Genomic DNA, 21,101 nt, shown 5'->3' with positions numbered 1-21,101 from the left:
ATGGCCCGTCGCGGCGGCCCGCGGAACCGGGCCGGAGTGCGGGCATGCCGAGCCTAAGCGAGGCACCGAGTGGTGGGGCAGAGACCTTTTGGTTACTTTTGGGGCGTTTGCCAAAAGTGACCCGCTGTAAGAGCGGAACCATAAGCCGCCGTTACCTAAATAACGGATATGTACTCAACCCAAAAACCGCACACCGGGTTTAGCACGCTCATCCACGGTCAATTCGAAAATATCCGGCCGGGCATAATGCCCAACCACATCATAGTCATACCGCGCCCGCACCAAATCATCCGTATCAATCCGCGCCACCAGCAACCCCGCCCCACCGAGCAATGGCCCGGCAAGAACGTCCCCCATGGGCCCGACAATCACACTGCCCCCCGCGATCAGAGGCCGATCCACCGGCCAATTCGCCACCTCCACACCCAACGCCTGGGGTGACGCCTGCACCTGACACGCACTCACCACAAAACACCGCCCCTCATGGGCAATATGCCGCATGCTCACCTGCCACATTTCCCGCTCATCCACCGTCGGCGCGCACCACACTTCCACACCCTTGGCGTACATCGCGGTGCGCAACAACGGCATCATATTCTCCCAGCACACGGCGCCACCGATGCGCCCTACCGCGGCATCAATCACTGGCAACGTCGAACCATCACCCTTGCCCCAGATCAGCCGCTCAGTGCCGGTAGGCATCAATTTGCGATGCCTGGCCACCAACCCGCCCACCGGCTCGAAATACAGCACCGTGCAATACAACGTGCTGCCACTGCGCTCGATCACGCCCAACACCAGGCTCGCCCCGGTGCGCGCCGACAAGCCGGCCAGCGCTTCGGTCTCCACACCCGGCACATCAATCGCATTGGCAAAATACCGCGCAAAGGCCTCACGCCCTTCAGGCAGGCGATAACCCAGCTGGGTGCCGAAGCCCTCACCCTTGGGATAACCCCCGAGCAACGCTTCCGGCATCACCACCAGTTGCGCACCGCTGCGCAGGATTTCGTCCTCGTAGGACAGGATCTGTTCCAGGGTCTCAGCCTTGCCTCCCGGCAAGGAACCGATTTGCAGCGCAGCCACGGTAGAAACAGGCATCACGATCACTCCGTATCAATGGGGGTTGCCCATTCTCCGGCCAGCGGCAATCATGAATAAAGCCCGCTTCGCTGCTAACTGATATGAGCCATATGAATATCATCATCCATCAGTCAGCGTCCTTCAGGAATCCGACAAGACTCTCGATAAACCGCTCCAGCGCCGCCGGCAAAGCACGCTTGGGCATGGTCAGGACTTGAATTGCCCGGTCTGAAAACTGCGGGTTCGACAGCGCAACCGAGGTCAGCTCGTCGCTCCCATTCGCCCGATGACTGATCGCCCCACCAAACGCGATGGTGTCCGTGTTGCGAACGAATTCATGGATGGCGCCCGAATAATTGCAGGTCATTACGTGATTGAACGTCAGCCCTTCCATCTGGCAAACCAGGTCGAACAATTGCCGCTGGGTAGAGCCTTTTGGCGTCAGCGCCAACGGGTAAGCGGACAGCGATCGAAGGGACAGTTGCCTGACCGCCGCCAGTGGATGCCCCACCCGCATCACCGCGCGGATCGGCGAGCGACTGGAATGCCGCACTTCAACCCCTTCGACAGGCTCGGTACTGAATACCAACCCCACATCGGCTTCGCCGCGTCTCACTTTATCCGCGCATTCGTGAGGCGACATCACTTCCAGCACATACTGGAAAACGGGATTTTGCTGATAATGCCGGATCAGCACCTGAGGCAGGAAATAACGGGACAGCCCCTCGGTGGACACCAGCCGAACCACTTTCGCGCCCGGATAATCGCCCGCCCGTAGCTCCGAGAGCAGGCTTTGCTCCTCCAGCAAGGCACGCCGTGCGTGATCGGCCAAGGCATTGCCGGCCGCTGTGGGCTGCATGCCCCTTGGCCGGCGCTCGAACAATGGAACCCCGATGGTTTCTTCCAACAGGGAGATCTGGCGACTGACCGCACTGGGCGCGATGTGCAAGCGTTCGCCGGCAGCAGCCAGTGATCCTGTATCGAATACGGCCAGGAAATAACGATAATCCACAGTTTGATTCCTTTACCCAGGGATCTATTTATTAGAAGGCAAACGTCAAAAAACAGCAATATACACACCGATGCATGACTTCTATATTGGATTGAACCTCAGCCCGCACCGGAACTGCCATGTCCAAGCAACAAGCGCTCGCGAATGTTCGCCAGTACCTGGCCGAAGGCCATTTTGAAGCCGATCTGCGTCGCAGGATTGCCATTCGCAGCGAAAGCCAGAACCCCGGCCAGGCGCACGAACTGACGCGGTACCTGCAACAGGAAATACAACCAGCGCTGATCGCAATGGGTTTTGAATGCCAGATGCTCGATAACCCGTCGGGCGCCGGCCCGTTGCTGTTCGCCTCACGCCACGAAGGGGCTGATTTGCCCACGGTATTAACGTATGGACATGGCGACGTAGTGCTCGGGTATGACGAGCAATGGCGCGAGGGCCTCAGCCCTTGGGCGTTGAGCGTGGAAGGTGATCGTTGGTATGGCCGAGGCACCGCGGACAACAAGGGCCAGCACAGCGTCAACCTGACTGCCCTCGAGCACGTCATCAAGCAACGTGAGGGGCGCTTGGGCTTTAACGTCAAAGTGCTGTTCGAAACCGGCGAAGAATGCGGTTCTCCCGGGCTGCGGGAGATTTGCACTCTGCACCGGGAGCTGTTGCAAGCCGATGTGTTCATCGCCTCCGACGGGCCGCGCTTGAACGACAGTCGCCCGACAATATTCCTCGGTTCCAGAGGTTCCGCGTTGTTTTCCCTGGAAGTCAACGCACGCGACAAGGGCCTTCACTCCGGTAACTGGGGCGGTGTGATGTCCAACCCCGCCGTAGTATTGGCCAATGCGCTAGCCAGCCTGGTGGACAAGGACGGTCGTATTCGCTGCCGAACGCTGGTGCCTGACGCCATACCCGACTCCGTACGCGAAGCCATCCGCGACTTGGACATCCATCCGCGCTCCCTGGGCCGGGAACTGGATGTTGATTGGGGCGAGCCTGGCCTGACCCTGGGTGAACGACTCTTCGGCTGGAACACGGTGGAGATCCTTGCGTTTATCGCAGGCAATCCGACCAAACCGGTCAACGCCATTCCACCCCGCGCCACCGCGCATTGCCAGTTGCGATTTGTGGTCGGCACTGACTGGCAGAATCTGCAAAAGCTGCTGCGCCAACACCTGGATGCCGAGGGGTTTCAACAGGTCGATATCGTGATTGACCGTTGCACACCGGCCAGTCGCCTGGACCCTGACAACCCTTGGGTACGCTTCGCCAAACAGTCGATCGCCGATGCCACCCACCGGCCCGTTGCCGTGTTACCGAACCTTGCAGGCACCCTGCCCAACGATATTTTCGCGGACATATTGGGTTTGCCCACCTTGTGGATACCGCACTCCTACCCCGGGTGTTCACAACATGCGCCGGATGAGCATCTGTTGGGCTCGGTAGTCCTCGAAGGGCTGCAAATCATGACCTCGCTGTTCTGGGACCTGGGTCACCTCGCCCCCTTCAAACCACAATAAAAAATCGGGGTCCGCCGACCCTTTTTATCTGCCGCTCACCCCCCTATAAAATCAGGAGCGTCAAGAATGACAGCGTTATCGTCCCCCACCGTTTCACCCACGATCGCAAAGGCCACGCCCCTCTGGAAACCCATTGGCGCGGCCTTGATCGGTAATACGCTTGAATGGTTCGACCTGTCGGTGTACGCCTATTTTGCGCTGACCATAAGCAAGGTATTTTTCCCGGCCGCCGACCCGGCCGTGTCGCTGTTCCTGGCCTTCGCGACCTTCGGCCTTTCATTTCTTATCCGGCCACTGGGCGCTGCCGTGCTCGGTTCCTATGCCGACCGGCAGGGACGCAAGAAGGCGTTGACGCTGTCCATCATGCTGATGCTGATAGGGACGGCGATGATTGCCGTGATGCCCAGCTATGCAACTATCGGGATTATTGCGCCGATCGGTATTCTGTTCGCCCGCCTGCTCCAGGGTTTCTCCGCCGGTGGTGAGTTCGGCAGCTCCACCGCGTTCATGATGGAGCATGCACCGCAGAAGACCCGTAACTTTGTCGCGAGCCTGCAGTTTGCAAGCCAAGGCTTTGGCGTGGTCATCGCCTCATTGTTCGGCTACTTCCTGACCATCAGCCTGAATGATCAACAGATGTTCGACTGGGGTTGGCGCGTGCCGTTTTTCTTCGGGCTGATCCTCGCCCCGGTGGGCCTGTACATCCGCCGCACGGTGGATGAGTCGCCCGATTTCAAGGAAAGCCAGCCGGGCTCACGGCCGTTGCGGGAAGTGCTGCTCTCGCAGAAGACCTTGTTGCTGGTGGCGATGGGCGTGCTGATCGTGTCGACGGCGTCCAACTTCATGATCAAGTACATGCCGTCTTATGCCTCGACCACCTTGGACATTCCCCAGTCCACAGGCTTCCTGGCCACGCTGACGGGCGGGATCATCCTGACCGTGGTGACGCCGGTTGTAGGGTTCATCACCGGTTATGTCAGCCGGATCAAAATCATGTTGTGGGCCTCGAGCATCTACATCCTCGTAATCTTTCCGGCATTCGCCTGGCTCAACAGAGTACCGAGCGCCACCTCGTTGTTGCTGGTGGTGTCGATGATGGCGTTGATCAAGGCCGTCTACTTCGCCCCACTGGCATCACTTATGGCCGATGTATTTCCCGTACGCACCCGGGTGACCGGCATGTCACTCAGCTACAACCTGGCCGTGACGATATTCGGTGGCTTTGCACCGGTGATTGCAACCGGGTTGATCGCGCTGACCGGCTCGCAGCTGGCGCCGAGCTTTTACCTGATAGCGGCGGCTGCCCTCAGCATTGGCGCGCTCGTGGTGGCAAAGAGAACATTGCGCCTGGTGTAGCACCTGGCGGGACGTTATATATTCAGGGCATATCCAGTCACATGATATGAGCCTGATGAATATCGCCAACGTCGATCTCAACCTGCTGAAAACCTTCGAGGCCCTGCACGACGAATCCAGTGCCAGCCGTGCCGCCCTGCGCCTTGGCGTCACGCAGTCGGCGATCAGTGCAGCCCTGCGCCGCTTGCGCGATGTGTACGGCGATCAGTTGTTCGTGCGTACCGGCCGGGGCCTGGCGCCCACCTTGCGGGCCAATCAGTTGAAGCCGGTGATCAGCGAAGCCCTGGATCGCTGCCGCCAGAGCCTGGCGATGGTGGATCCCCAGGGCAATCACTATCAGGGCCGTTCGGTGGTGGTGGGGTTATCGGATGATTTCGAAATCGCCTACGGCCGGCGGCTGATTGAAGAGATTGCCCGGCGTGCGCCAAAGCTGCGGTTGATGTTCCGCCAGACCCACAGCCAGATCGTTGCCGACGCCCTGCTCGACCGCAGCCTGGACCTGGCAATCACCGCCGGCGGGTTTGCAGAGCGCCGGTTGAGCCGGCAGGTATTGGGGGAAGGCCATTACGCGTGCCTGGTGGACCCCGACAGCCTGGCGCCGGGACAACAGGCCATCGACCTCGACGAGTTCGTCAGGCGCGAGCATGTGCTGGTGTCATCCGGCGGGTTTATCGGGATCACCGACGAGGGCCTGGCCGCGCAGGGGCTGAGCCGCCACGTAGGTGCCTCGACCACGCACTTCGCGGCGCTGCCGTTCCTGCTCAAGGGCAGCCAGGCGGTGGCGACCATCCCCGGCCATGCGGCGCAGGCCATCGCGCAGATGACCGGACTGAGGGAGCTGCCTTGCCCGCTGGCGCTGCCGCGTTACCCGGTGGAGCTGGGCTGGCGCACCCAGGCGCAACTGGATCCGTTGCTGCTCAAGGTGCGCGAGGCAATCGAGGCTTGTTTTACTTCGCCGCCATCAGGCGATTGACTTCACTGCGCACCATGTTCGAGAACTCCGGCGGTGACATGCCGTCCAGTTCTGCACGCACCCATTCGGCCCATTTGCCCTTGCGCTTGGCGCGTTCGCCAAACAGGCGGGCGGCCTCACCCTTGGCCTTGCCCAGGTTGCTTTGCCAGAGGTCGTAGAGACGGGACTTTTCATCTTCCAGCGCGGCGCGCTCGGCGAGGGGCTTGTTGGCCAGATTGAAGCTCATGTTGAATTACCTGCTGCACAAATAGGTGACATCTTACACTGTAGGTTGAAATTTCCTGGCCTGGATTTCTCCTAAGCTGACCACAGGAAAAAAACTGCAACTTTTGCCCGCTTCAAACACTCCATTCTTCATCAAGCGCATTCATTGCCACATTCACCCGCAAGGAGTTAACCCAATGGCTCGCAAATCTGCCGCCCAAGCCGTCGAAGACCAAATCAAGGACCAAGCCTTCAGTGAACTGACCGCACTGATCGAAGAATCGGACAAGCTGCTCAAAAGCAGCGCGTCACTGGTGGGAGAAGAAGGTGAAACCCTGCGTGAACAGGTCGCCATCAAGCTCAAGCAGGCGCTGGACTCGGTGTCCAACGTGCGCGAGCGCAGCAAGCCGGTGGTGGATGCCACCGAAAGCTATATCGGTGGCCACCCATGGCAGACCGTGGCGATTTCCGCCGGGTTTGGCCTGGTAGTCGGCCTGTTGCTGGGCCGCCGCAACTGATCTGATGCAACGGCTGCGCCCTCCCCGGGCGCAGCTCGCTTCACGCCTGTGCCAACACCCTCAACCGACTCAATTCCTGCGTTTCGATCTCGATCCCGCCTGACAGCGACTTCGCCCGTGTGCGATGGCGCCGATCCCCCGGCAAACGCCGCAACCCTGCCGCATGCATCTGTCGCACCAATTCCTGGCTGCGCTCGGCGAAGCTCTGCCCGGCGGTCTTGCTCGGGTCGATCACGATCAGCAGTTGGCCGGTCCATGGGGTGCGGGCGCCGGGGTGATCGGACCAGTTGAACTCAAACGAGAAGTTACCGCCCGTGAGGGCCGCGGCCAGCAGCTCGACCATCATCGACAGGGCCGACCCCTTGTGCCCGCCAAACGGCAACAGCGCGCCGCCTTCGAGGATCGCCTTGGGGTCCTGGGTCGGCTGGCCGAGGCTGTCCACGCCCATGCCGGGTGGCAAGCGCTCGCCCTTGCGCGCGGCAATCTGCACGTCGCCATGGGCGATGGCGCTGGTGGCCAGGTCAAACACGATCGGCAGGCCATCGGCGCGGGGCGCGGCGAAGGCAATGGGGTTGGTGCCGAACAGCGGGCGGTCGGCGCCGTGGGGCACCACGCAGGTCATGCTGTTGACCACGCTCAAGGCCACCAGGCCTTCTTCAGCAAAAGGCTCGACATCCGGCCAAAGCGCCGCGAAGTGGTGGGAGTTATGGATCGCCAGCAAGGCAATCCCGGCACTGCGGGCCTTTTCCACCAACAGCGCACGGGCGGCTTGCAGCGCGGGCTGGGCGAAGCCGTTAGCCGCATCCACCCGCACAAACCCGCTGGCCACATCCTCGACCACCGGCACCGCCTTGCCGTTGACCCAGCCACTGGCCAGGGTCGAGACGTAACCGGGGATACGGAATACACCGTGGCTGTGGGCACCGTCGCGCTCGGCGCTGGCGCAGTTCTCGGCCAGCACCTGGGCCACATCGGCCGACGTACCGTGGCGGACAAACACCTGGCGCAGCAGGTCGGTCAATTGCGCATAACTGAGTCGCTCTGATGAAGACTCGACATCCAAAGGCGATGCAGACATCTGAAGCTCCCGTTTAATTATTGGAATGGGCAACAGCGTACAAGAATCGGTCCGTCGATTAGACAGGGTTTGCCCCATGGCTGTCGACAGGGAGCGCCAGACATATCTAGCCCCTCGTGGCGCCAGGCCTGGATAGGTTGCAGGCACGCAACTCTTCAAGGATCAGGATGATGAGCCACACCCCTCTCCCGTATTTTTTCCCCGAAGCCATGCGCGTGGGCTGGAGGGCGCTGGACCGTGAGCGCCAGCTGAACATCGACAGCAGGGACATCGAGTTTCTCGGCAAGGTGTTTTTTGCCAGCGATGCAGGCCGTCGCCAACAGTCGCCGCCAATGATCGCGCAGCGCATCTGGTTGAATAAAAGCACTGCCAATGCCGTCGAACTGGCCGGCAGCTTCATGATGAGTTCAACCAGCGCCTACCCACATGCCTGGCTCTACACCCCGTACGGCGGCCTGGAAAAATTCGACAGCCCCGCCCACTTGCTGACAGCACTGACCGAGCGCTTGAAAACCCCGGACAGCGCCACGCAACTGCTGTACTTCCTGCCCTTGCAGCAACAACCATCGCCGCTACTCGACAACCGACTGGTGCTGACACCGGAGGCCATGCTCGGCGACGTATTGGGTGAACAGAAAAAAACCCTCAGGCGCTATCAGGAGAATAATCGCCAGGCGCTGCTGGCGGCGTTGAAACAGTTGCCCGCCCTCGGCGCCCTGCTTTCAAAACTGCTCGAAAGCGTCTGCCGCCCACTGTTCCCCGGGCTCAGCCCCGGCGAAGCCCACGTGAGTTTTTTCGCCATACAGCCCGTTGGGCACACGGTGCCTCGCTGGCTCGACTCGCTGCAACTCAATGACGCGGTGCTGTTGTACTACCGTGAACAAGCCTGGCCCGCCGGGCAAACCCGGGAGTTCTTCCACCCCAAGCGGCCTGCCGACGCCAAGGCCCGCGACACGCAGCGTTGGGAAACCGCGATCAAACAAGCCGCCGGCCAACTGATCCCGTTCCTGCACAGTGCACTGGAGACGTTCTGGAACAGCGAGATCGCACCGGGCGTGTCGCGTCGGGCCTGGTTTGCCCGGGCCATGGCCGCCAATGCGCAACTGGATCTGCTGTTCAAGCGCCAGCAATCCATCATCAGTCCGGAGCAAAGCCGCGCATTGGCAGCGCTGTACTCTTCCCGGGGTAACGAGGCCCCCCCGAACAGCCAGACGCTGCGCGTCGAGAACGTACAGATCTGGGAGCAGCCGAGCAACGCCGTCGAGCTGGCCAGCACCTTGATGATCGGCAATTCGCAGACCTTTCTCTACACCCCCGAGAAGGGCCTGCAGGTGCTCGGGACCTACGACGACCTGATGGACACCCTCAAGGCCATGGTCAAGGCGCCAGGCTATGAAGACGACCTCTACAACCTGATGTCCCTGGAGGAGCGGGCGCTGTTTGTAGGGTTCAAGACGCCGCAGTTTTCCGGTACTCCCATCGCCGGCAATCTGTTTGAGCAGGTGCTCGAAACCATCATCGGCAAGCAGCAACAGAACCTACGCTACGCACTCGACCTGTACCGACGCACCCGCGCCGGCATTGACCCCTCGGCCTTGCTCGACTACGCGCTGGATGTGCGGTACATGATCGACAGCCACCTCCCGGGCCTGGATACCGCGGGACGCTGGACGCCTCATTCGGTACTGGCCGACCCGACTCGCCCGGTGTCGCTGGCCGCCGAACGTGCCGCCCTGCTGCAAAAGCAGATGACCGATATCCAGGACACGCTGGCAACCCAGGTGCGAGCGCAACCCACATTGGCCAACACCGTCAATCAGGCGCTCACCGCCGAGTTCAACCGCCGCGGCTTGGCTGGCCACGATCCCGGCAAGATCTACGTCAATCGCTACGCCGCCAGCGCAACCGCGACACCCGCCACTGCGCCCCTGGAAAGCCAGAGCCTGCGCAGTTACTTTCTTGCGCGCCTGATACACAAGCGCGGGCCGATTCCGCAAACGCCGCACTATGGCCTTTACGCCAGCCAGGTCGATGGGGCTGTCACACCGCTGGGCGGCCTGGACATAGCGCAAGCCAACGCAGTGCTCGATGCCGCACTGGTCAAGTTTCATCACTCCAACATTGCCGATATTCCCCGCGAATACCTGGAACAGCTCACGGCGCCGATGGCCCATGCCATGGCGGTGGCGATCCAGGGCGAAGCCAGGCTCAGGCGCCTCAACAACAGCCTGGACGCGCGTGATGAGGCGATCGCGCAGACGGTGTTTGATCTTCAACACCCAGATCGCCGCCGGCGCCAGGGCCTGGGTGGATTCATCCCGGATGCCTATGCGTTGACCGTCGAACCCGAGGGCCTGACGCAACGGGTGCCCCTGGCGCATTGCTTGATGCTCACCGAACGCGGCGGCCTGGCCCCGTCCCACTCAGGCCGGGCCGTGCTGTGGACGCCGGCGCGCGGCCTGGAGAGTTTCGCCAACGTCAGCCAATTGCAGACAGAACTGCAACGACGACTGGCCGCGCCGGACCTTCGCAGGCAGCTACTGGCCAATCTCGACCCGCGCTATCTCAAACCGCACCAGGCCTGCGCACTCGGTCAGTTCATGCTGATCAACGGCGCGGTCGCACAGCACTGCCAGCAGTCCTGGATTGATCATTACCGGGCACAACGGGCTCACTGCCTCACCCTGACGCTCTCAGGGGACGCCTTGCTGAAGCGTCTCGGGGGGCTGGAAAAGGCCTTGCCGGCCAACGACCTGGGCCATGCCTCACAAATCGCCCAGACCTTCATGGCACAACAATCACTGCCCGCCTGGCTGGGGATGGCGTCTGTCAGCCAACAGCGTCGCCATGTCGAAATCCTTGAGCAATACCGCCACAGCCTCACGGACGACAAGGATTACCTTGACGATTTCCTGCCGCTGCCAGCGTATCTCGGCAGCAAGCTCATCGACTTGTTGCAGCCCTATGACGTGCGCCCGCAAGACGTCTACATCCTGCCCAAGCTGGTATTGGCCGGCCAGCGGCAGAACCTGGTGGACTACGCCCTCAATCACGTCAGCCAGCAAGCTGCTGCATTCGATGTCGAGTCCACAGCCGCCGGCCTGACACCTGCTGTGGTGCGCCAGATCCTCGCGCGCCTGCCCCTCAAGCAGGACCACCAGGCTTGCCTGGTCGAAAAACTCACCCCGGGCAAGCCGGGCGCAGACGTGCGGGAGCGCCGGTTTATTCGGCAACTGCCCTGGCAACTGTTGCAAAATGCCCACGCGCTGAGGCTGCAGGAACTGTTATCACCCGCGGGCCTGAGCCTGGTCGAACAGGTCCTCGACATGCCGGACGCGCTCGCCCGCGCAGCGGTCGAGGGCGCGACCTCGACAGTGCGTCCGCTGGAGTTGATCGCCACGGCGGGGGCCCGGTCCATCAAGGCCCTTGGGGTCTACTTGATCAGTGCCGTCGAAAGCACTCCGCTGGTGATGTATGCGCCCTATGGGCCGCAACAGGCGTTCCAGGAGTTCGACAACGAGGCGGATTTGATTCGCCGGCTCAACCTGCCCGGCCCCTTGCAGGACTGGGTGATCGGTCGCCTGCCAGAGGCTGAGCAAGCCACGTATAGACACCTCTGGGCCAGCACGGTCGGGGGAACCTCGGAAATCACCCTGGGGGCCAAGCCGATCAGGGGCCACGCCCTCAAGCAGTTGTACCGCGACAACATCGGATTGATCTCGAACCTGTTTGAACAGCAATCCCAGGCCAACGGCCGGTCAGCCTGGGACACCCTCAAAGCCTTGTTCAGCAGCGGACTGCAGCACGCGCAGGCGTTGCTGCCGGGCAAACTGATGGTGCCGCTGGTGATCTGGCAAAGCTACAAACTGTTCCAGGCCTCTGCCGAAGACTTGCAGCAACACCGCTGGCGCGAGGCGCTGCAAACCTTCATCGGCGGTGTCGCGCAAATGGCTTCGATCCGCGCATTGATGGATGAACCCTCGACACCAGGCACCGCCCCCGCGCAACCCGCGCCGACGCAAACGGCCAGTGCCTGGCACGACATCGACGTCACCGCCCGGGCCCGAACCCGGCTGCAAGCGTACGAAGCCTGCGACATCAGCCTGGAGGGCCTGACGGCAGGCAACACGGGCGTCTACACAGCGACGGACAACCGGCATTACCTGCCGTGCGCAGGCAAGGTCTACCGCGCCAGGCAGGTCGAAGGCCATTGGCGGCTTTTCAGTACACGGTCCAAAGGACCGTTTGTGCGCCTGGATGCCAACCGCAAATGGACCCTGGACCCAAGAGCATCGGTTCGCCGCCACGGCCCCGGGTGGAGTGCAATGATGGACCGCCGTGAGGTGCGGACAGCCGTGGACCAGGTGATGAACGTCGAGGCCCGCGGCCTGGCCGAGATTCGGCGTGTGTCGCCCTCCAGGGCCCAGGCGATCGTCGAGGCACTGGACCTGGCAACCTTCTACCTGCACAACTGCCAGCAGAACCTGAAGCTGCTCGACCACCAGTATCCGCCCGTGACCCGGGTGCATCGCTTTATCAACCGCTTCTTCGGCATCCCGATAGACGCCGACACCGGCCCGGCCAAGTTTCCGGAAGCCCTCGCGCAAAAACTCATGGACACGGTGACCGCCCTCCTCGATGAGGCGCTGGAGCCGGCACTCTACTCGCTCAACTCCCGGCGTTTCGTCTCCGGTGCGCATATTGCCGAACCGGAACGGCATTGGGCGTTTACTATCGACGGCGACCCGGATCGACGCATCTACCTCACTGAAAACTTCTTCAACCCGCCTACGGCCGATTTCGAAGGGCGCCTGATCAATCACTTCGACCAAAGAGCCCATGCCCGCGCGGCCACCTTGATTCATGAGTTGACTCATATCGTGAGCAATACCGCCGACGTCGCCTACCTCAATTCCACATCACCTTTTTCCGACCTGATTGAAGTACAGACCCAAGCCGGTCGCGATCTTCAAGACTGGCTGCGCAACGTGCAGGAGAATGCGTACTCGATCAACACGCCAGTGGGGCAGTTGTTCAAATCAGCGGACGCGTGGGGGGCTACCGGGTCTGATCTGGGAACCGACCAGGAAGATGACTACATCAGGCAGCAGATTCTTGCCACGACCGGAGGCGTGGACTTGAGCAATGCGCGGGGAATTTTCAAAACCAACCTGACGCGGCGGTTCAACACACAGATGGATAACGCCGACTCACTGACCTTATTGATCACAACCCTGGGGCGCCAGCTGGACCCCGTGCCTTCGATTGCCGAAGCCACACCGTAACAGGCAGGGTGCGGGCCGAACGCCCGCACCCGTCAGTTCATTCAGTCTTTCTGATCGCGCAACACATTGCCCGACTCACCATCGATGCGGAACTCATAGACCACGCCATCGGCCTTGCGCCCCTCACCTTCCCAATAGCCATCGTTATCGGCTTCGATCTTGTAGATCTGGACGTAACCAGCCTTGGTCTTGGCGGTCTCGATGGCTTTTTCGATGGTGATCCAGCCTGCGCCCGGTTTGTCCGCCAGGGCGGCTCCAGCACTGAGCAAGGCGGTGGTTGCGACAACGGCGGCTAAGGTTTTCTTAAGCATTTTCGTGCTCCATTAGGGAATGAGTGTTACCTGTCCTGAATTTTTTAGGGCCCTGCAGACGAGAATTAGTTCCAATTGATGTGCATTCGCCATGATGGCTGTTCTCGCCGTCCTGCTGTGGAGGTTAGAATGTCGGAAATCAGGATGAGTTAATGACAGATAAGTCCCTATCAGAAGCCGAATACGACGCCATCACCGATGCCGCTGCGCACTGGTGCATGCGTCTGCACGCTGGCGATTGCACGACGGCGGAGCGTCAGGCCTTCGAGCAGTGGCACGATGCGCATCCACTGCATGCCTTCGAATACGCCGCGATGCTGGAAATCTGGGACGTTGCCGATCACTTGCCCCGCAGCGAGCCGGCCCCCGTCGTGGCGCGACGACAACCTCGCAGCCGTTTGAGGAACTACGCGGTAGCGGCGGCGATATGCCTGGTGGCCTTGCCACTGGCGGCCCTTACCGGCTGGGAAGCAGGCTGGCTGCCCAGCTCGTACAACCATTACGAAGCTGAAAACAGCTTGCGCCAGGTCACCCTTGACGACGGCAGCCAGGTTGAACTTAACCTGGGCACCGAACTGGTCTACAGCAACTTCAAGGATCAGCGCCGGGTTACCCTGAAAAAAGGCGAGGCGTTTTTCAAGGTCAGCCATGACGCGCAACATCCGTTTATCGTCCACGCCGGGGACGGCCAGGTTCGAGTGACCGGCACTCAGTTCAATGTCTGGAAATACGAAGACCATGTGCGGGTCATGCTGCTGCAAGGCTCGGTGCTGGTGAGCAGCGACGACGCCCACAGCGGCCTGCGCCTGTCACCCGGGATGCAGGCCAGTTACAACCGTGGCGACGCCAGCCCCCTGGCCCGGCCGATTGCCCCGGGCGACACGGCCCTGGCCTGGCGTGAAGGCAAGCTGATCCTCGACAACCTGGCCCTGGCCGACGCGTTGCCGTTGATCAACCGCTACCTGAGCAAACCGGTGATGCTGGCCGACGCCGGCACCGGCGCGATCCGCATTGGTGGCATCTACAACATCAACGAGGTGTCCAACCTCGTCCCCTCCCTGCCCAAGGTCCTGCCGGTCTACCTGACCCAGAACCAGGACGGCAACCCCGTGCTCAATTCCATTCCGCGCAAAACCCCAAAGAGCTGAGCCAGGGTCATGGGCCTGCGCCCTCCTCCCGGATGCTGCCTGCGTCAAATCGTCCATTTTTGAAACACTTGCACCGGCTGAGCTGACAGCCGGCTGCGGAGTGCCGGGTTTACGGCGCGCAGTGTTTCATCCCTGAGACACCTGCCAGGCGGGCTGGACAAAGGCCCGCTGTCTCACAGTTGAAACACATCCACTGTGCATTCTATCCCCCGCGCTCATAACCCCATGAATGTCATCCCAAATTCAAAAGCGGCACAGCTCCTGCTCTCTTCCTGACAGCGCTGTTTAGGGTCAGCGCCAAGAATAAGGAATGCCGTCGTGAAGACACTTAATCCAGGCTCATTGAGCCTTCTGCTGATCAGCTGTGTACTGAGTACCAGCGTGAGCCTCCCGGTGCTCGCGGCAGGCGACGGTGTGATCGTGATTCAGCGCACCGTCCAGGGCCACATGGCTGGCCGCACCGCTGGCGTCGACCCCAACCCGGTCACCGTCAATGCCAATTCTTCTCCACAGATCCTGCGGGCCACCAGCGAGCTGAGCGACAACGACTACGCCAACATCAGCAGCGGCTCCAGCATCACTCGCGCCATCCTGCCCGGCGGCAACCTTCCCGGCTTGACCAACAACGGGGGTGGCGTAGGCCTCGGTGGCGGCGCAGCGGCCGGCCATGGTGGCGGCTCCAGCCTCTCGGGGCAGATCAATGGCTCAATCTCCCGCGGCATGGCGCCTTTGAACAATATCGGCAGCCTGATGGGAGGCCAGTGAGATGAACCATTCCTGGTTGTTCGTGGCGATCCTGGGCTGCTCGGCGGCCATGGCTGACAACAGCGCAGTGATCGACAACTCCGGCAAGCAATACAACGGCATCGTCTCGATCAACCAGGCGGCCGGCAATCAGCAACAACAGCTCAACAGCCGCGCGATTTCGGCGGGCAGCAACTCCCAGGCGGGCGGTGCCCTCAGCCAGACCATCGGCGGCGCACCGGCCGATCGCTCCCAAAACGCCAGGGTGGCGATCCAGGGCAGCTCTTTCAGCAATGGCAGCGGTGTACTGGGCGTCAACCAGTCGGCCGGGGCCAGCAACCAGATGATCAATGCGGTGCGGATCAGCGTGAATGCTGGCCCGCAAAGCATCGACGACAGCGTCATGTCGCAACAGAACGTGGCGCTGTCACCAAACTCAGGGTTCACCTCTACCACTGGCAGCCGCCAGGTCGTCACAAGCGACCAGGCCTTCACCGGCAGCCGTGGAGTGGTACAGGTGAATCAGAGTGCCGGGGTGGGGAACCGCATGGCTAACGCCCTGAACGTACAGATCCAATGATTCATTGGAGCTCGAAGCTGGACCGTACCAACACTTAACCAACTAATTAGAAGCAAGGGGAAATACCATGAAAACTACAATGGCTCTTAAACCACTGGCCTTCGCTCTCGCTGCAATCATGGCTGCCGCCGCACATGCCAACCCACCTACTCATCAGCCTACCGCTGCAGTAGCCGCCGTCTCCGATGCGCAATCGAGCAACCACAATGGCGTGCTCAACCTGGGCACCCAGAACAACGCGTCGGCCAACAACTCGTTGAACGGCAGCAGCGGCAACGCCCAGGCCAACATCGCAGCCGGTGATGGCAACCAACAAGACAACCAGACCGCCATTGCGGCCGGTGATGCAGATGCCGTGTTTGCCCAAGCTACCATTACCCAAGACAACCGCAACAACGTCTCGGTGCAAGTGGCTACCCACAACAACGCTTCGCTCAACAACTCGGCCAACGGCAGCTCCGGCAACCTGGGTGTGAGCGTTGCCGCGGGTAACTTCAACCAACAGAAAAACCAACTGGCAATTGCTTCTGCCAGTGGTGCCGCCGCCGCTGCCTCGAGCAACACCACTCAAACCAGCGTCGACAACACCTTCCTCAATACCGTGGCCACTCAGTCTGGCCCATGGGGCAGCCACACTTACCTGCCTGTCGTGAACAACGCCAGCGCCAACAACTCGCTTAATGGCTCTTCGGGCAACCTGGGCGCCAACATTGCTGCAGGCGTGGGCAATCAGCAGGGCAACACCACTGTGATTTCCTCCGGCGTACGTTTCTGATGCAACGGGGCCTTGGCGACAAGGCCCCTTTTTATTCCAGTGTCCACCAGGCCATTCGATCATGCGGATCATCGCCCTCACCCTCCTGTTATTGCTCACCGGCCCGACTTGGGCGGGGCAAATGGCGATTGCTGCCATGCCCGGCGGTGGCGTGATCTTCAAGAAGGTCGAGAGCATCCGTGAACGCAAGTTCGCCAACCTGGTGGAACAGAAAACCGATTTCAGCTGCGGTGCCGCCGCCCTGGCCACCATCCTGCGCCAGGCCTACTGGATGGATGTGGATGAAGACCACATCATCAAGGGCATGCTGGTCAACGCCGATCAGGACCTGGTGCGTACCCAGGGCTTTTCGATGTTGGACATGAAGCGCTACCTGGAAAGCATCGGCATGCGCGCCCGGGGTTACCGGATCAATGCAGACACCCTGCTCACGGTGAAGATCCCAGTGGTGGTGTTGCTGGAGATTCGCGGCTACAAGCACTTCGTAGTGATGCAGCGCGCCGACAAGGACTGGGTGTACATCGGCGACCCGGTACTGGGCCATAAACGCTATGCCCGCGACGACTTCGTCAAAGGCTGGAATGGCATCGTCTTCGCGGTATTGGGCGAAGGTTATGACAAGACCAACGTGCTGCTCGACCCGCCCACCCCACTGACGGCGAAAAACAGAATCAATGAGTTCAGTCCGGTGCGGGACAGTGAATTGATGGACTTCGGTTTTATCCAGAGCGACTTCTTCTAGAAGCGCAATAAGGGGCAGGACGCTCCAGGAGCAAACGATGAACACTTACCGTTGGCTGACGGTCATGTGCCTGGCAGCCTCAATGCCCGCTTATGCGTCATCGGTGTTCAAACCGATTGAAATAAAGGACTCGGAACTGGCTGACCTGCGCGGTCGCTACGTGATGCCGGGGCGGATCATCAGTTTTGGCATCGTGATGAGCAGTACCTGGACCAATGCCGCCGGCGACAGCGTGACCGGCTCGGCCAGCATGAACGTCAACGCGTCGACCGTCACCCCGCAGTTTTATGTGCAGGTAACCGACAGCCCCACCAAAGTCTCGCCCAACCAGCCGAATGGCACCGGCACGGTGGTCGGTGGTGCCGGCCTGGGCAGCGGCCAGGGCGTGACCCAAAGCGTGCGCGCCGCCGGCGATGGCAACACCGCCAGCAATAACGTGAATATCAATGTGAACCAGAATGGCTTGTCGCCGGCCAATGTCGTCCAGTCCGGACAAGCCCTGGTGGCTGGCCAGTCGGTCACCGGCAGCACGGGTGCCGGCCAGGTCACGGTGTCGGCCGCCAATGGCGGGCTGCAAATGGCGATCCTGGCCAACAACAATCAGGGCAATTCGTTGCAGCAGATCGGCGCCGGGAATGTCCTGCAAGGCACGGTTTTGCAGGGTAACAGCAACTTCGTCAGCAACATGACCCAACTCAATGTGGTGCTGGGCAACAACGGTTTGAACAATTTGGGGCAGAACCTGAACCTGAATCAACTCAGGGGCCTACGCCCTAACGGTTATTGAACTACGCTGTGCCTCGACACTTGCGCATTAGAAAGGGACGGCTTATTCCATGCATCGATCGCTATCGTTACGTGCCGTAATTTGTTTAAGCACGCTCCTGCCCGCATCCATGTTGTATGCCGCGCCGGACACCGACATAGACACATTGAAAAAGGAATTGCTGGAGCTCAAGCAACGCTACGAAGTGCAGCAAAAAGCACTGGCGGTGCTGGAGCAACGGGTACGCCAGGTGGAAGAACAACCGGTGGCGCCGCCGCCCAAACGCCTGGCCAAATCCCCGGCAGACTTCCAGAAAGGCGGCACCACAGTGGCCGGCAACACGCCGGGAGTCGGCGCGGCTGCGGCCTCGGGCGGTGCAGCCGGTGGCGCGTCCTACGGCCAGTCCCTCAAGGATGATTCGGCCCCGGCACAGAGCGTGAGCAACTTGTATAACGAGGCCAGCGGGTTCTTTGGCAACGGCAAGTTCAGCTTTGAAACCGGCGTCACCTATTCCCGCTACGATGCCCGCCAGTTGACCCTCAACGGCTTCCTGGCGCTGGACTCGATCTTCCTCGGCAACATCAACCTGGACCGGATCAAGTCGGATAACTGGACCGTCGACCTCACGGGCCGCTACAACCTCGACAACCGCTGGCAGTTCGATATAAACGTGCCGGTGGTGTACCGCGAGTCGACCTATCAGTCCGGTGGTGCCAACGGTGGCAGCGGCACCGCGACCTCGGAACAATCGGTCACGCGTGACCCGACTATCGGCGACGTCAACTTCGGGATTGCCTACAAATTCCTCGACGAGAGCGTCAACCTGCCGGATGCCGTGGTGTCGGTGCGGGTCAAGGCACCCACCGGCGAAGATCCGTTTGGGATCAAGCTGGTCCAGTCATCCAGCAACACCAACCTCTTCGTGCCGGAAAGCCTGCCCACCGGCAACGGTGTGTGGTCGATCACGCCGGGTATCTCGCTGGTCAAGACCTTCGACCCGGCGGTATTGTTCGGCTCGCTGTCGTACACCCACAACTTCGAAGACTCGTTCAGCGACATCAGCTCCCAGGTCGGCCAGAAGACCCCGGGGAAAGTGCAGTTGGGCGACAGCTTCCAGATCGGCGCTGGCGTGGCGTTTGCGCTGAACGAGAAGATGAGTATGTCGTTCTCGGTGTCCGACCTGGTGCAACGCAAGAGCAAGCTCAAGCCGGATGGCGGCGACTGGCAGTCAGTGGTTTCCAGCGATGCCAACGCGGGTTACTTCAACGTGGGCATGACGATTGCGGCAAGCGACAACCTGACCATCGTGCCGAACCTGGCCATCGGGATCACACCGGATGCGCCGTCGTTCAGCTTCAGCCTGAAGTTCCCGTATTACTTTTAAGGCATGACAACGGGAAAAGCCCCGCAACGATAAGGGTCGTTGCGGGGCTTTTCGGTTTACCCGCCCTAGCGGATCTGGTGTTTGTGCAGCAACCGGTAGAACGTCGGCCGGGAAACCCCCAGCACACGCGCCGCGACACTCAGGTTGTCGCTGTGCCGGTTGAGCACATCGCACAGCGCCTGGCGTTCGGCACGGTGCTTGTAATCTTCCAGTGTAGCCATCGGCAGCGCGATTGCCTGCTGGCTTTGCAGTCCCAGATCAACGGCTTCGATTTGCCGCCCTTCAGCCAGTACCAGGCCACGCCGCACGCGGTTGGCCAACTCGCGCACATTGCCCGGCCAGCCGTGCTCGCCCATGGCCACCAGCGCGTCTTCACTGAAGCTGCGGGGACGGCGGCCGGTTTCCTGGCTGTAGAAGTGTGAAAAATGGTTGGCCAGCATCGCCACGTCACCGTGGCGCTCGCGCAACGGCGCGGTGACCACTTGCAGGACGTTGAGCCGGTAATACAAGTCTTCGCGAAAAGTGCCCTTTGCCACCGCGGCTTCCAGGTCGACGTGGGTGGCCGCCAACACGCGTACATCCACCGCAATCGGCTGGCTGCCGCCGACTCGCTCGATCTGTTTTTCCTGGAGAAAACGCAGCAGGTTGGCTTGCAGCTCCATGGGCAAGTCGCCGATCTCATCGAGAAACAGGGTGCCGCCGTGCGCCGCCTCGATCCGCCCCACCTTGCGCTGATGGGCGCCGGTGAAGGCGCCCTTCTCATGGCCAAACAGTTCGGACTGGATCAGGTGTTCGGGAATCGCCCCGCAATTAATCGCCACAAACGGCTTGGCATGGCGCTGGGATTGGCGATGCAAGGTACGCGCGACCAATTCCTTGCCGGTGCCGCTGTCGCCACGGATCAACACCGGGGATTCAGTGGGCGCCAGCTTGGCGAGCAGCTTGCGCAATTCCCGGATGGGACGGCTGTCCCCCAGCAACTCGTGTTCCGGCTGGCCCGCAGGCGCGTTGTTGCCCTTGCCCCGCAGGCGCGCCATGCCGAAGGCGCGGCCCAGGGTGACCTGCACCCGCGACACGTCAAACGGCAAGGTATGGAAGTCGAAGAACCACTCACAGACAAAATCGCCGACATTCTGCAGGCGCAGCACTTCCTGGTTAAGCACCGCAATCCACTCGGTGCCGCTGCGGCTGATCAGTTCCTTGACCGCTTCGGGTCGCTCCAGGTGAAACGGCTGCAGGCGCAACAAACCCACGTCACAGGAGCGCTCACCCACCGACTCGAGGGCGCAGCTGTCCACGTCCCACCCCGCTGCGCGCAAACCGGGCAATAGCCGGTGGCAGTCATCACAGGGATCGACCACAAGCAGGCGGCGCGGGGCAGGTGTAACAATCATGACTATTCCTTGGCGTCAAAATCGTTAAAGTTATTTAAAAACAACTATTTGCAAAGTCTGCTGGTAACCCTAGCAAGATCTTGACGCACCCTTTGTACCGATTCGCTATAAGTCGCGAACGAACCGGGTCTTTTATGTCAGTCGGGTGCGGTCAATTGCCGCGGCATAACTTTCATGAGGCTTTCAAAATAGCCCCTTACATGACTTTAATCAGGGAAAGTTAAAAAATCTTCTTCTAACATG

General features: G+C 60.9%; 18 protein-coding genes. 12 read left to right on the top strand and 6 right to left on the bottom strand.

Going from position 1 to position 21,101, the window contains the following annotated elements:
* Positions 1-174: 174 nt before the first annotated feature.
* Positions 175-1,098 (bottom strand): carbon-nitrogen hydrolase family protein, encoded by a 924-nt coding sequence (locus tag ACIOMR_RS25045; protein WP_401196955.1) that lies wholly within the window; start codon positions 1,096-1,098, stop codon positions 175-177.
* A gap of 109 nt (positions 1,099-1,207) precedes the next feature.
* Positions 1,208-2,092 carry a LysR family transcriptional regulator gene (locus ACIOMR_RS25040; RefSeq protein WP_177123054.1) on the bottom strand — a complete coding sequence of 295 codons (885 nt, stop codon included), beginning with the start codon at positions 2,090-2,092 and terminating at the stop codon, positions 1,208-1,210.
* Positions 2,093-2,211: 119 nt separating this feature from the next.
* On the opposite strand from ACIOMR_RS25040, the gene ACIOMR_RS25035 reads away from it, so the two are divergent.
* The 3 genes from ACIOMR_RS25035 (at position 2,212) to ACIOMR_RS25025 (ending at position 5,929) form a co-directional block, all read left to right on the top strand.
* Complete coding sequence (locus tag ACIOMR_RS25035; protein WP_087694379.1) at positions 2,212-3,600, top strand: M20 family metallopeptidase; 1,389 nt, start codon at positions 2,212-2,214, stop codon at positions 3,598-3,600.
* Between the two features lie 66 nt (positions 3,601-3,666).
* Positions 3,667-4,956, top strand: a complete 1,290-nt coding sequence (locus ACIOMR_RS25030; protein ID WP_102369251.1) for an MFS transporter — start codon at positions 3,667-3,669, stop codon at positions 4,954-4,956.
* A 55-nt stretch (positions 4,957-5,011) separates the two neighbouring features.
* Positions 5,012-5,929, top strand: coding sequence for a LysR substrate-binding domain-containing protein (locus ACIOMR_RS25025; protein WP_008432042.1), 918 nt, complete (start codon positions 5,012-5,014; stop codon positions 5,927-5,929).
* Here ACIOMR_RS25025 and ACIOMR_RS25020 read toward each other — a convergent pair.
* Positions 5,904-6,155 (bottom strand): hypothetical protein, encoded by a 252-nt coding sequence (locus ACIOMR_RS25020; protein ID WP_003217960.1) that lies wholly within the window; start codon positions 6,153-6,155, stop codon positions 5,904-5,906. The genes ACIOMR_RS25025 and ACIOMR_RS25020 overlap by 26 nt on opposite strands.
* 175 nt (positions 6,156-6,330) lie before the next feature.
* On the opposite strand from ACIOMR_RS25020, the gene ACIOMR_RS25015 reads away from it, so the two are divergent.
* A complete protein-coding gene (locus ACIOMR_RS25015; RefSeq protein WP_401196950.1) occupies positions 6,331-6,651 on the top strand; it encodes a YqjD family protein in 321 nt (106 codons plus the stop codon).
* Between the two features lie 40 nt (positions 6,652-6,691).
* On the opposite strand, the gene ACIOMR_RS25010 is transcribed toward ACIOMR_RS25015, so the two are convergent.
* Complete coding sequence (locus ACIOMR_RS25010; protein ID WP_177080529.1) at positions 6,692-7,729, bottom strand: Ldh family oxidoreductase; 1,038 nt, start codon at positions 7,727-7,729, stop codon at positions 6,692-6,694.
* Between the two features lie 170 nt (positions 7,730-7,899).
* On the opposite strand from ACIOMR_RS25010, the gene ACIOMR_RS25005 reads away from it, so the two are divergent.
* Positions 7,900-13,014 (top strand): hypothetical protein, encoded by a 5,115-nt coding sequence (locus ACIOMR_RS25005; RefSeq protein WP_401196947.1) that lies wholly within the window; start codon positions 7,900-7,902, stop codon positions 13,012-13,014.
* A gap of 41 nt (positions 13,015-13,055) precedes the next feature.
* Here ACIOMR_RS25005 and ACIOMR_RS25000 read toward each other — a convergent pair whose 3' ends face one another.
* Positions 13,056-13,325 carry a PepSY domain-containing protein gene (locus ACIOMR_RS25000; protein ID WP_003217951.1) on the bottom strand — a complete coding sequence of 90 codons (270 nt, stop codon included), beginning with the start codon at positions 13,323-13,325 and terminating at the stop codon, positions 13,056-13,058.
* Positions 13,326-13,477: 152 nt separating this feature from the next.
* Between ACIOMR_RS25000 and ACIOMR_RS24995 the strand changes: the two genes are divergently transcribed.
* The 7 genes from ACIOMR_RS24995 to ACIOMR_RS24965 all read left to right on the top strand — a co-directional run bounded on the left by ACIOMR_RS24995 (position 13,478) and on the right by ACIOMR_RS24965 (position 19,464).
* On the top strand, positions 13,478-14,473 hold the full coding sequence (locus ACIOMR_RS24995) for a FecR family protein (RefSeq protein WP_401196944.1): 996 nt from the start codon (positions 13,478-13,480) through the stop codon (positions 14,471-14,473).
* Between the two features lie 318 nt (positions 14,474-14,791).
* On the top strand, positions 14,792-15,238 hold the full coding sequence (locus ACIOMR_RS24990; RefSeq protein ID WP_003217947.1) for a hypothetical protein: 447 nt from the start codon (positions 14,792-14,794) through the stop codon (positions 15,236-15,238).
* 1 nt (position 15,239) lies between these two features.
* Complete coding sequence (locus tag ACIOMR_RS24985) at positions 15,240-15,797, top strand: adhesin (protein ID WP_401196941.1); 558 nt, start codon at positions 15,240-15,242, stop codon at positions 15,795-15,797.
* A 79-nt stretch (positions 15,798-15,876) separates the two neighbouring features.
* Positions 15,877-16,572, top strand: coding sequence for a hypothetical protein (locus ACIOMR_RS24980; RefSeq protein ID WP_008432027.1), 696 nt, complete (start codon positions 15,877-15,879; stop codon positions 16,570-16,572).
* A gap of 61 nt (positions 16,573-16,633) precedes the next feature.
* Positions 16,634-17,314 (top strand): C39 family peptidase, encoded by a 681-nt coding sequence (locus tag ACIOMR_RS24975; protein ID WP_003217941.1) that lies wholly within the window; start codon positions 16,634-16,636, stop codon positions 17,312-17,314.
* Positions 17,315-17,351: 37 nt separating this feature from the next.
* A complete protein-coding gene (locus ACIOMR_RS24970) occupies positions 17,352-18,101 on the top strand; it encodes a hypothetical protein (protein WP_003217939.1) in 750 nt (249 codons plus the stop codon).
* 49 nt (positions 18,102-18,150) lie between these two features.
* A complete protein-coding gene (locus ACIOMR_RS24965) occupies positions 18,151-19,464 on the top strand; it encodes an autotransporter domain-containing protein (protein WP_043224814.1) in 1,314 nt (437 codons plus the stop codon).
* 65 nt (positions 19,465-19,529) lie between these two features.
* Here ACIOMR_RS24965 and ACIOMR_RS24960 read toward each other — a convergent pair whose 3' ends face one another.
* Positions 19,530-20,858: a sigma-54 dependent transcriptional regulator gene (locus ACIOMR_RS24960; protein ID WP_003217935.1), complete on the bottom strand. Its 1,329-nt coding sequence runs from the start codon at positions 20,856-20,858 to the stop codon at positions 19,530-19,532.
* Positions 20,859-21,101: the final 243 nt, after the last annotated feature.

The organism is Pseudomonas sp. NPDC087814 (assembly GCF_044742865.1).
Taxonomy (GTDB): domain Bacteria; phylum Pseudomonadota; class Gammaproteobacteria; order Pseudomonadales; family Pseudomonadaceae; genus Aquipseudomonas.
Note: the sequence above shows the minus strand (reverse complement) of the source record. Positions and strands in the feature narration are given on the sequence as shown.